Consider the following 10,976-nt stretch of genomic DNA (forward strand, 5'->3'; position numbering starts at 1 on the left):
AACAGGAAACACAGCACTAGACCAAAACGGAGACAGATCAGCGGGAGACTACGCTGCATGGGCAATCGTAAAAACACAGGAAGGTTACAAGTGGGTCACCGTGGCAACATACACAACAGCTAGTGACACCTGGTCACCTGTGGGGAGCTAAGATGCTGAGTGAAGGACTACTAATGACTAGGAATGTTTCAAAAAGCTTTGGAGGAGTTGTAGCACTAAAAAATGTTAGCGTCTCAGTTAGGCCGCAAACCCTAACCCTCGTAATTGGACCCAATGGTAGCGGGAAAACGACGCTGATAAATGTCATAGGCGGGATCCTACAGCCAGACGAGGGACACGTGTATTTTTCCGGATTAGACATCACCAAACTTTCACCACATGAAAGGTTTCGGCTTGGTCTCGCACGCACTTTTCAAACCCCCCAGTTATTCACCAGTCTAAGTGTGCTTGAGAACGTCCTGGTCCCCGATAGAAGCTATTACGAAGAAAGAGTGATAGAGATACTTTTAAACAATGTTTGGAGGATAAAGGAAAAAGAGTATGTCGAGAAGGCGTTCAGCATTCTCCGTTTACTCAACCTTGATAGACTCTGGGATGCATCTGCACGCGAACTCAGCGGAGGTCAAATGAAACTCCTAGAACTTGCTCGTGTACTCATGAGCGACCCTAAGCTAGTCATCCTAGACGAGCCCCTAGCCGGAGTAAATCCATCCCTGGCAAATGAAATAATGGGGTATCTTACCAAACTGCGAAGCGGTCTCGGGACAACGTTCCTAATCATCGAGCACCGTTTAGACATAGCTCTGAAATATGTAGACCATGTGATCGCCATGCATCAAGGGCAAGTTATTGCCGAAGGATTACCGGATGAGATAGTGAAGCATCCGGCAGTCGTAGAAGCCTACCTGGGTGGCTAAGTTGGGATTACTAGTTGTCGAGAATCTCTCTGTTGGCTATGAAAAAATGGAGATTGTGTCCGGTGTTAACTTTACCGTAGAGAAGGAAGAGATCTTTGTGATCGTGGGACCTAATGGTAGTGGAAAAAGCACCTTGCTAAAAGGCCTGTTTGGCCTCGTTAGGATTTTTGGGGGGAGAGTTATACTCGGGGGTCGCGACATAACACACCTTCCACCCTACAAGCGTTCTCTCCTGGGTCTAAGCTACCTGCCACAACTCGGAAACACCTTTGAAAGCCTTACCGTTTGGGAAAACCTCGTTCTAGCGGCACATGACCTGCCCCGAGACGAGTTTACGGGAAGGTTAGAAAACGTCCTAGAAATCCTCCCAGATATTAAACGCTTCATGAATAGGAAGGTTCATACGCTGAGCGGAGGTGAGCGGCAAATGTTAGCCCTAGCGATGGGGCTTCTCAGAAATCCCTTCCTACTTATGATGGATGAGCCTACAGCAGCCCTTTCACCTAAGCTAGCCTCGAGAGTTTTTCAACAAGTCCTCGAACTCAGAAAGAATCATGGTCTCTCGATACTATTAGTTGAACAAAACGCGCTGAAGGCGCTTGAAATTGGTGACAAGGCCCTCCTATTAGTCTCCGGACAGCCAAAGTTCTATGGCCCTGCCCAGGATTTATTAAAAAGCGAGGAGCTTGCCAGGCTCTATCTAGGAGTCTAAGCCGTATATGAGGGTTGGATTATGTTAGAAGAGATTTTTCTGAACGGTCTCATTTACAGTAACCTGCTAGCACTGCTCTCCATAGGATTGTCATTGACCATGCTAACCTCAAAGGTCTCAAACTTTGCGCAAGGTGATTTCGCAGTCGTTGGAATATATGCAGCCTATACAACAAGTCTACTCACGCGAGTCACGCCTTACATGCTTCTTCCAATAGCGTTTCTTGTCGGAGCTGCTGTAGCTGCAGGAGTATACTTGCTCGTGTTTGACAAGCTTAGAGGCAAGGCCAACCTAGTAACACTGATGATTGTCTCGATCGCGATTGACATCATCCTTAGAGCCTCAACCCAAATCTACGCAGACTTGCTTCAATCATCACTACACGTGTTTGGGAGAGGCTTCATATTCAACGACATAATGTATAATGTAGCCGGCACGAGGGTTAGCGGTGTTCTCATATACTCAACGGTAACAACCATTTTCCTGCTTGCTCTACTATACGTCTTACTCTTTAAGACTAAACTTGGTATCGCTATGAGGGCATCAATTGAGAACCCCTCTCTGGCAGAAACACTTGGCATAAATGTAAGAAAAGTCTTCACGATAAGCTGGGGCTTGTCAGGTGGGCTTGCAGCAGTTGCCGGGGTATTTTTACCCTTCAGAATGCCAGTAAACCCGGACACAGGATTCGCGATCCTACTTTCCATATTCGCAGCCGCTACTGTCGGAGGCATGACGAGTCTTGCAGGAAGTGTCCTTGGCGCGTATATCCTAGGCTTTTCAGAGACAGTCTTCACATTCTTACTCTCAAGCATTGGTTTAAGCACCGCGTACCGCCCGGCACTTGCCTTTACAGCTATAATTCTTACTCTCCTGGTAGCCCCAGGAGGACTATCATCGCTCTGGAACAGGAAAGGGTGAAAACTTGTGGACCTATTACTTTTCCTATTGGATCTCGGTGTTCTCTACAGCATCTACGCGATTCTAGCCATCTCTGTTGAAATAGAGTATGGTGAACTAGGCATACCAAACTTTGCCAAATCGGCTATGTATGCTCTGGGAGCTTACTCTGTTGGAGCTCTCGCGACACGCATAGGTGTATGGCTGGTGGGCGCCACATGGCAAGGTGAGTTCAAGAATACAAGCTGGGTGTATGCAACTCTAGTCTCTTCAAATATTTCGAGAAATCCCTTGCTAGGGATAATCATCTTTGTGGTTCCACTTATCGTGGCTTTGCCAATTGCAGCGTTCCTAGGGTTGATCGCATCCTATCCTGCGCTGAGACTGCGCGAAGATTACCTAGGCATAACCCTTATAGCCTTCAGTGAGCTGGTTCGGGTATTTGCTCGAAACTACGAGCCCTTGCTGGGCGGAACCTTTGGTGCTGGTGTACCCAATTTTCTTGCTTTTCTCCCTGTTCAGCTGAGAAGTCTTGCTTTCTTTGCCATTGCTATTGGTCTTCTGCTCTTGATATGGGCTTTATATTACAGGCTTACAACATCGCCCTTTGGAAGGGTGCTGCGCGCTATTCGTGATAACCAGGTGGCAGCTCAAAGCCTCGGCAGAGACATAGTTAAGATTAGGGCAATCGTACTTGTCATCGGCTCCATGCTGGCTGCCATTGCAGGGGTACTCTACGCCTTTTACGTAGGGTCTGTCAATCCCGATGATTTCACAGTTATGAAGACATTCATTGTTGTCTTGATGGTCGTTATCGGGGGTAAGGGAAGTCCTATGGGTCCTCTTGCCGGTGCTGGAGTATACATCGCTTTAGACAGATCCATAACGTTTCTAAAGCAGCAAGTAAGCCTACCCATCGACATAAACTATTTCTCGTATATCTTGTTCGGGGTTCTCCTAATCTCGGTTATAATGTGGCGTCCCGAGGGCCTTATACCTGAGAAACCTCCCCTAACAGTAAGCGGGTCTACCCTGGAGGTGCGCGAAAAACAAGGCTCTAGCTGAATTCGTCATTTGTTGAATATAGCTTTAGGAAATTGTTAAGTATTATAGTCTTTAATTATAAAAAGACTTTTAATACGATTACATGAATAGAATGGTGGCAATCATTGTCCAAGTCTTCCCTAGAATTATTACTCAGACCCGAATCTATAGCTGTTGTCGGCGCCTCTCGTAGTCCTGAAAAAATTGGTTACCAGGTTGTGCGGAATCTTCTAGAAGCCGGGTTTCCAAGAGAGAAGATATTTCCTGTGAATCCCCATGCAGATGAAATCCTAGGCCTGAAATGCTATAGGTCTCTGCTAGAGATCCCCTACGACGTTGATCTCGCCGTTATCGTCGTTCCAGCCCCCGCGGTTCCCGACATCATAGACGAGGCGGGCAAGAAAGGGGTGAAGGCCATAGCTGTGATAACTAGCGGGTTCAAGGAAATTGGTAACTATGAGCTTGAGCGAAAACTCGTCGAGGTCGCGCGTAAGTATAATATGCGTCTGCTCGGGCCGAATATAGTAGGAATATGTGACACCGTCAAAAATGTTAATGCAAGCTTTTGCCAGGGGCTTCCGAGCCGTGGAGAGATAGCGTTTATAACGCAGAGCGGCGCCTTGGGAATAGCGCTGGTAGGCTGGACTAAGCTTAAGGGTATAGGGTTATCGGATCTGGTAAGCTTGGGGAATAAAGCCGACGTGAATGAGATCGATCTTTTAGAGTTTTTCGAGGAGGATAATCACACCCGTGTAATAACAGCTTATCTAGAGGGAATCGAAGATGGACGCCGTTTCATGGAGGTTGCCAGACGTGTGGTCAGGAAGAAGCCAATAATAATCCTGAAAGCCGGACGGGGTGCCAGGACAGCAGGTGCAATAAAGTCTCATACAGGCTCACTTGCGGGAAGCTTCGCAGCCTTCGAAGCTGCATTCAAGCAAAGCGGAGTGTTACTTGCTGACAGCTTTATCGACCTCTTCGACTGGGCTGTTGCGTTAGCGAAAAGCTACTTGCCTACTGGGCCAAACGTCGTTATCTTGACTAACGGTGGCGGAGCCGGTATAATGGCTACCGATGCCGCTGAAAACTGGAAAGTCAAGTTGATGGATATACCTGAGGATCTTGCTGGAAAACTAAGGAAACACATGCCACCTTTCGGCAGTGTTTTCAACCCCATAGATTTGACAGGCATGGCTGATGCTGAACAATACTATGGAGCTCTCAAAGACCTCCTGTTAGACACAAGGGTGAATGCCGTAGCGGTTTTGTATTGTCATACAGCGATAACTAACCCGCTCGAGATAGCACAGGCCCTAGTGAGAGCTGTGAGAGAGACAGGAAGCAAGAAGACGATCGTGGCTTCCTTCATCGGGGGAGAAGAGGTAAGCAATGCATGTAGTTTTCTCACTGAAAACAACATACCATGCTATGAGTCGCCCGAAAAGGCGATTGCGGCTCTCGGCATACTCTACAAGTATTCTAAGATTCGTGAACGGGTCGAGAAGAAAACACACATCAAGGTACAAGCGGATATTGATAAGGCACGTGAACTAATTTCGAGCGTTTTAAGGGAGGGCAGATATGTTCTAACACCTGCTGAGGCTGCAAGACTCGTGTCGTTCTACGGGATACCCGTTCTACAGAAAATCCTAGTAAGGTCACCGGAGGAGGCCTTAAGGACAGCCAGAGCTCTCGGCTATCCCGTGGTTATGGAGGTGGAGTCGCCGGACATCCTCCACAAGAGTGACATAGGTGGCATAATCCTAAACATTGATAGTGATGAGGCGGTTTTAGAGGCTTATAACAAGATCATGGATAACGTGGCTAAGAAAGCCCCCTCTGCTAGGGTGCAAGGCATAATTGTACGAAAGATGGCGGAGAAGGGTAAGGAGGTCGTTATTGGTATCCATCGAGACCCCGTCTTCGGGCCACTCGTAATGGTTGGGAGTGGTGGAGTACTAGTTGAACTGATAAAAGACGTAAGCTTCCGAATAGCTCCTCTCGCACTCGAGGATGCCGCCGAAATGCTTGAAGAGACCAAGGTCTACACTATACTGAAAGGCTACCGGGGCGAGCCCCCCTCAGACATAGACTCAGTTATCGACACCTTAGTGAAGATCTCTCAACTCGCCCTGGATATTCCCGAAATAGAGGACATAGACATCAATCCATTCTTCGTTTATGAGCAAGGTCGGGGAGCACTAGCAGTAGATGTGAAAGTTACCTTGGTGAAGCCAAGATAAATTATTGATTAGGTTAAATCATTATCCTAGTATTTTTAGTTTTGAGATTGTACGCTCTACTCGCCCAAGACTTGAACTACTACCTTGCGGCTAGACCTAGGGCCATCCATTTCCACGAGGAATATTTCCTGCCAAGTTCCGCGGAGGAGTTGGCCGTTAAGTATCGGGAAGACAAGGTGAGCCCCTATTATCGCGGAGGCTATGTGAGCGTGTGCATTATCATCTATCCTATTATGAAGCCAGGGCTTATTTGGCGGTATCAACTCCCTTAATTGATTCAGGATATCTCTTATGAGGCCTGTCTCGTTCTCATTAGCTATGAGTGCGGCTGTCGCGTGAGGTACAAATATTAGGCAAATACCATTCTTAACATTCGACTCTCTGACTATTTTTTCCACGTAACCGGTTATGTTGATCAACTGGAACTTCTCACTCGATGAGACTTCTACAATTCTCGTGAAGACATGCATCGATTTGCTGTATAGAGTATAAGCTTATATAATTCGCCTTCTCAGAGCTTCCACTATCAATAACAGGATTAATCCGGTAAGACTCGTGTGTATGGAGCCTCTATACCATAAACCATTTCTTCCAAGTATTGAAGACCTCCTATAGCAACTCGTACCCCGCTCTTAACGGCTTTAAACGCACACTCCAACTTATGGGCTAGCCCTCCTGTGACATCTATCCCAGCCTCGGTACTCTCAGGCAAAGTTGAGCCTGGTCTTATTGCGGGCAATAACTTAGCCCCCGGCTGACCTGGAGGTCTATCGTACACTCCTCCAGAACCCATGACGAATACGAGTGTATCAGCCTTAAGCTCTACAGCAAGATATGAGGCTATGTCGTCACCCGACAATATCGACAAGCCGCGAACAGTGTCTATGACGGCGTCGCCGTAGAGTACAGGAACTGTTAGTCTCTCCAGGAACATTCGCACAATCTCAACGTCGAGTTTTCTCATGATGCCGTTCATGCTGACCGCTATAGCGGATGTCTGGATCCCGACTGCCGGGATCCCCTTACTTAAGAGTTTTTCGACAACCTGTAGGTTGAGATAGCTCATCCAGTACCGCGTTTCTGCGAACCCGAATGCTTTCTCAAGTGATATTCCTCCCGCTGAAAGACCATACTTAGCAGCTGTAGGGTGGCCGAAGGAACCGCCTCCGTGGACAATAAGGAGACTAACACCCTTACTGTACAAGTTGGCTATGCGCTCCGAAAGAGTCTTAAGGTTATTTTCTCGTAGCGTGTAGGGGCTGTTTTTATCGGTGATGGCCGAGCCTCCTACCTTGATGACCGCTAGCATGCCCTCTGCTCCCTCGAAATCTCCTTGACTAAAACTCTCTTTTCTCGATAAACACTGCAAGCTCACGCAGCATTTCCCGGTAATTACTAGCAGGTAGTTTCTGCAACGCGGAAATCGCATGAAGAGTGTATTCCGATCGTAGTTTCTCAGCACGTCTAAAGGCATTAGTTTTCTTGATCTCGTCGACGGCTGCCGCAACCTCTTCCCAGGAAACCTCGGGCTTCGAAATAGTCTTATACAAAAGGCTATCTTCACCTAGCTCCTCGAGGGCCAGTTGAACCACAACGTTTCCCAGCTTATGTTCCTTTATATCTCCTCCGACCTTTTTGCCTGTTTTCCTCGCGTCCCCAAAAATATCAATTATGTCGTCGCTGATTTGGAAAGCGATGCCTATATTACGGCCGTATTCTCTTAATGCCTGAATAATTTCCTCTTCGACTATTCCCACCGAAAGGCCTCCAAAAACACATGACGTCTCGATGAGCACGCCGGTCTTCTTCTCGATCATGTTAAGATAATCCTCTAGTGAGATTTTTCGGTACCTGTTAGCCACAATGTAGGGCTCGTCCTCGCGTCCACTCTGCTCAAAGAGTATGTCGAGGCGTTCTCCGTCTGTTAAGAGTTTTATGGTGCGAGCCATGATGTCGTGGAATGTCTTAGGATCCCGTGTATCAGACAAGGCGTCAGCTATACTCTCGCGATAGTGAACTGCTACAAGGATCGCAGTGCTGAGCCCATACTTTTTCCAAACAGTGGGATAGCCCCTCCTAACCTCGCTATGATCAATTATGTCGTCTAGGATAAGCGAGTAATTGTGAGCCAGCTCGACGGCTGCAGCTGCCGGGTAAGCCTCCTCGGCCTTACCCCCTACAGCTAGTGCAGAAATAATAGTCAGGGCAGGCCTGACTCTTTTACCACCGATCTTAATTGGGTAGAGAACTGCTTCTTGGAACTCCGGGTTAGCATTTTTTAACAAATATTTCTCCATTATTGGGTCTATTTTCTTGCCATATTCTGCAAGTAAACTGACAGGATCACTCATTTACACGGCACCATGACAATCTTATCCGGCCTTTCAAGCTTTTAACAATTATGTGGTTATTTATGACGTTATATGCCGCGTTATAATGGTTAGAGGTGATTCATCACAAAAGTGTTTTGCAAAGTGTCACCGAAAATAATTTCTAACTTATCTTTATAACTAACCACGGGTTTACGCATGGATGTATTTCTTCTTGGACACCTAGTAGTAGACATAATCGTGCGAAAGGGCAACGTGAGGCGAAATCTCGGCGGAACAGTGACCTATGGCGCCATGGCGGCGCTTAGACATAGAGCAAGGCCACACATTATCTCAAAGATTGGCATAGATTTCCCGGACGAGTACTTCTTATTCCTCTCGAGAAGCGGTGTAGATACCACCTATATAACTGTCTCAAAAGATCTTCCTACTACTAAATTTAAACTAATTTATGAGGACTCTGACCGGACACTCTACCTGCTCTCACGCTGCGAGGATATCTTGTCAAGTGATGTTCCCCTAGAGAAACTCAAAGGTAATATAGCGATTATAGGGACACTCATCGGTGAAGTCTCGCCGGGAGTTGTCCAAGAGGTTTCTGAGAAAGCCGCACTAGTGGCTAGTGACCTGCAAGGCTATTTAAGGCGTGTCACACCTGATCGAAGAGTCATATTAAGCTCATCTCGTGAGGCATCTCTTGTGGCATCTCTCTCTGATATCGTCCATGCAGAGATCAGTGAGGGTAAAACACTCCTCGGCGATCTTCCGCCAGAGATTATTGCCAAAAAGCTCGTAGAGCTGGGTGCTGGAGTAGCCCTTGTAACACTTGGGGAAATCGGGGCGTATATCGCTACGTCTAATAAAACCTTCTTTGTACCCCCAGCTGAATCCAGCCGTGTGGTCGATAGAACTGGAGCCGGGGACGTCTTTACAACTGTCTTTGCTATTGAGTATCAGCGCTCGGGCGACATAAAAGAGGCTGCAAGTTATGCGTCTGCAGCCACCTCTTACCTTGTCGAGAAACCCGGAATAGATGGCTTGAAGAATAGATGGGAACTAGCCGGTAGGGCTGAGAAGGTTTTAATGAATATAAAGGAACTATAAATTCTTCGCCGTTAATTTTTTTATAATATTATCATGAATATATGCAATATGAGCTCACTGGTTGAAGACATAAACATCAGGATTAGAGAGGCCTATGACATCCTATCACCAGTAATTCACCACACACCTTTAATGCCGAGCAAGACTCTGAGCGACATGACTCAAGGCGAAGTTTTACTCAAACTAGAGAACTTTCAGAAAACAGGAGCATTCAAGGTTCGCGGCGCCTACTATAAGCTCAGCAAGCTCAAGCAAAAGGAGGGGATTTCCCGAGTGGTGGCGGCAAGCTCGGGGAATCATGCTCAAGGCGTGGCTTATTCGGCGTCACAGCTAGGCATTGCGGCGACGATTTTCATGCCGCGTTACACTCCTTTCTATAAAGTCAACGCCACTAAAAGTTATGGCGCGCAAGTGATTCTGCACGGTGAAACATACGACGAATCATACAGGAAGGCTCTGGAGTTTGCTAACGCCCAGAAGATGCCCTTCATCCATCCGTTTGAGGATCCAGACATCATAGCAGGACAAGGTACCATTGGTGTCGAGATTTTCAAGGATGCACATCGAGTCGACGTTGTAGTCGTACCTGTGGGGGGTGGAGGGCTAATCTCAGGTATTGCTGTCGCTCTCAAGAAGCTAAATGATAAGATAAAGATCATTGGTGTTCAACCCTCTGGTGCGCCAGCAATGTATCTCTCTTATAAGCAGGGTAAGCTTGTGGAGACACCTAACGTGTTCAGCATAGCCGACGGCGTCATTGTTAAAAAGCCTGGGGAACTGACGCTGAAGATAATGGAGGAGGTCGTTGACGACATGGTTCTAGTGGACGACAAGGACACTGCGAGAGCGGTGTTCGTCCTATTGGAGAGAGCTAAGACCGTCGCCGAGCCCGCGGGTGCACTATCTGTGGCAGCACTTCTTTCAGGGGCCATCGACGTTAAAGGTAAGCGGGCTGTTGCTGTGGTCTCGGGCGGTAATGTTGAACCCTCCCTATTGTCACGGATAATCACACAAACGCTGTTCGTCGAGGGTAGACAGGTCAAGATTCGGGGAATGCTTCCCGACAGGCCAGGACAGTTGAAGAGAGTTATTGACGTAGTCGCTGACCTGGGATTAAATATCATATCTATAGAGCATGAACGTGTGAATCCTCTTGTGGCTCCCGGCCTCGCAGAGGTAACTCTTGGTATTGAGGTCCCCTCACGTGAAGTTATTAACCTGCTAATTGTAAGATTAAAGGAGCAAGGTCTCAGCTTTGAGGTGGTTTGAATGACAAAGGAGGTAATTTTTACTGATAAGGCTCCAAAGCCTATAGGACCTTACAGCCAGGCAGTCAAGGCGGGAGGATTCATTTTTGTAGCTGGACAGATTCCGATAGATCCTAAAACGGGGGAACTAGTGACGGGGGGTATAAGGGAGCAGACGAAGCGCGTATTTGAAAACATAAAGGCGATCCTTGAAGCAGTGGGCGCCAGTCTCGAGGACGTTGTTTACGTCACTGTGTACCTTAAGGATCTAGGGATGTTCAAAGAGTTTAACGAGGTATACTCCTATTACTTTCAGAAAGACCCCCCGTCTAGGGTGACAGTCCAGGTAGCCGACCTCCCTCGAGGGGCTCTCATAGAAGTCTCCGTGATAGCAGCATCAAGACGATAAACACTGCTGCCGGCTGCCCACTGGGAGCCGGCTCCCGGTCATCTCTCTAAAGAGTTTTTCTCCTGGTGGT

The 10,976-nt window shown here is 47.5% G+C and carries 11 protein-coding genes; 8 read left to right on the forward strand and 3 right to left on the reverse strand.

What is annotated here, in order from left to right; translation table 11 throughout:
• Window positions 1-152: 152 nt before the first annotated feature.
• The 5 genes from ACP5KC_RS06760 to ACP5KC_RS06780 all read left to right on the forward strand — a co-directional run bounded on the left by ACP5KC_RS06760 (window position 153) and on the right by ACP5KC_RS06780 (window position 5,816).
• A complete protein-coding gene (locus ACP5KC_RS06760) occupies window positions 153-917 on the forward strand; it encodes an ABC transporter ATP-binding protein (RefSeq protein ID WP_052884932.1) in 765 nt (254 codons plus the stop codon).
• A 1-nt stretch (window position 918) separates the two neighbouring features.
• Window positions 919-1,629, forward strand: a complete 711-nt coding sequence (locus ACP5KC_RS06765) for an ABC transporter ATP-binding protein (RefSeq protein ID WP_273434198.1) — start codon at window positions 919-921, stop codon at window positions 1,627-1,629.
• A gap of 21 nt (window positions 1,630-1,650) precedes the next feature.
• On the forward strand, window positions 1,651-2,550 hold the full coding sequence (locus ACP5KC_RS06770; RefSeq protein ID WP_052884506.1) for a branched-chain amino acid ABC transporter permease: 900 nt from the start codon (window positions 1,651-1,653) through the stop codon (window positions 2,548-2,550).
• Between the two features lie 6 nt (window positions 2,551-2,556).
• A complete protein-coding gene (locus ACP5KC_RS06775; protein ID WP_428287042.1) occupies window positions 2,557-3,594 on the forward strand; it encodes a branched-chain amino acid ABC transporter permease in 1,038 nt (345 codons plus the stop codon).
• Window positions 3,595-3,698: 104 nt separating this feature from the next.
• Window positions 3,699-5,816: an acetate--CoA ligase gene (locus ACP5KC_RS06780; RefSeq protein WP_273434202.1), complete on the forward strand. Its 2,118-nt coding sequence runs from the start codon at window positions 3,699-3,701 to the stop codon at window positions 5,814-5,816.
• 56 nt (window positions 5,817-5,872) lie between these two features.
• Here ACP5KC_RS06780 and ACP5KC_RS06785 read toward each other — a convergent pair whose 3' ends face one another.
• The 3 genes from ACP5KC_RS06785 to ACP5KC_RS06795 form a co-directional block, all read right to left on the reverse strand.
• Window positions 5,873-6,286, reverse strand: coding sequence for a secondary thiamine-phosphate synthase enzyme YjbQ (locus ACP5KC_RS06785; RefSeq protein WP_052884503.1), 414 nt, complete (start codon window positions 6,284-6,286; stop codon window positions 5,873-5,875).
• Between the two features lie 68 nt (window positions 6,287-6,354).
• Window positions 6,355-7,125: an isopentenyl phosphate kinase gene (locus ACP5KC_RS06790; protein ID WP_428287043.1), complete on the reverse strand. Its 771-nt coding sequence runs from the start codon at window positions 7,123-7,125 to the stop codon at window positions 6,355-6,357.
• A 28-nt stretch (window positions 7,126-7,153) separates the two neighbouring features.
• Window positions 7,154-8,167, reverse strand: coding sequence for a polyprenyl synthetase family protein (locus tag ACP5KC_RS06795; RefSeq protein ID WP_052884501.1), 1,014 nt, complete (start codon window positions 8,165-8,167; stop codon window positions 7,154-7,156).
• Between the two features lie 177 nt (window positions 8,168-8,344).
• Here ACP5KC_RS06795 and ACP5KC_RS06800 point away from each other — a divergent pair, with 177 nt between their 5' ends.
• The 3 genes from ACP5KC_RS06800 to ACP5KC_RS06810 are packed head-to-tail and all read left to right on the forward strand — an operon-like array spanning window position 8,345 to window position 10,906.
• Window positions 8,345-9,250 carry a PfkB family carbohydrate kinase gene (locus ACP5KC_RS06800; protein WP_052884500.1) on the forward strand — a complete coding sequence of 302 codons (906 nt, stop codon included), beginning with the start codon at window positions 8,345-8,347 and terminating at the stop codon, window positions 9,248-9,250.
• 48 nt (window positions 9,251-9,298) lie between these two features.
• Window positions 9,299-10,519 carry a threonine ammonia-lyase gene (gene ilvA / locus ACP5KC_RS06805; RefSeq protein WP_424738924.1) on the forward strand — a complete coding sequence of 407 codons (1,221 nt, stop codon included), beginning with the start codon at window positions 9,299-9,301 and terminating at the stop codon, window positions 10,517-10,519.
• Window positions 10,520-10,906, forward strand: a complete 387-nt coding sequence (locus ACP5KC_RS06810) for a RidA family protein (RefSeq protein WP_428287044.1) — start codon at window positions 10,520-10,522, stop codon at window positions 10,904-10,906.
• Window positions 10,907-10,976 lie beyond the last annotated feature (70 nt).

The sequence above is a fragment of the Infirmifilum sp. genome (assembly GCF_049970975.1).
In the GTDB taxonomy this organism is placed as follows: domain Archaea; phylum Thermoproteota; class Thermoprotei; order Thermofilales; family Thermofilaceae; genus Thermofilum; species Thermofilum uzonense.